The 546-nt window shown below is 38.3% G+C and carries 1 protein-coding gene; it reads left to right on the top strand.

The features are described 5' to 3' along the window. Positions 1-221: 221 nt before the first annotated feature. The gene (locus JHD79_RS22520) at positions 222-437 is read left to right on the top strand and encodes a DUF2683 family protein (RefSeq protein WP_199121605.1); all 216 of its coding nucleotides are present in this window, start codon (positions 222-224) and stop codon (positions 435-437) included. Positions 438-546: the final 109 nt, after the last annotated feature.

Raw genomic sequence — 546 nt, 5'->3', positions numbered from 1 at the left:
ACTAACCATCCCTCCCCCACCGAGCTCTACACTATGGCTCGATCGTCGGCAGCGTCAGATGTGTATAAGAGACAGAAATTGCCTTTGGGTGTGTTTGGAAAGTTCAGAACGACTTCTAAGTAATACGATTTCTTGGCATTTTCATTTGTTCATTCCGACGATAGGAGGAATCTAATAGATCCTACATTTGCTTTAAAATAAATTTCGTTAAATTTGTTTGTATGGAAAGTGTATTGATACACCCCGAAAACAACGAACAGTTGACCGTTATTAAAGCGGTATTAAAGGCTTTAAAAATACAGTTCGAAACCAGCAAAGACACCCCACTTCCTCAAGAAATAAAGGAAATGGCTGTGAAAAGCATCCGTTCTTATGAAGATAAAGGAGAAGCTATGTCATTAAATGAATTTTCGGAACGGTATTTTATCAAAAAATGAGTTTCGCCCTAAAATTTGGAAGCCATGCGGGGGTTAGCTACCAAGCAGTTACTGCGCAACTATATGAAAGGTGAAGTGAAAAAGTAGTATTAAGTTTTGAAGGAAAAGT

The sequence above is a fragment of the Pedobacter sp. ASV28 genome (genome assembly GCF_016428855.1).
Classification (GTDB): Bacteria; Bacteroidota; Bacteroidia; order Sphingobacteriales; family Sphingobacteriaceae; genus Pedobacter.
Note: the sequence above shows the minus strand (reverse complement) of the source record. Positions and strands in the feature narration are given on the sequence as shown.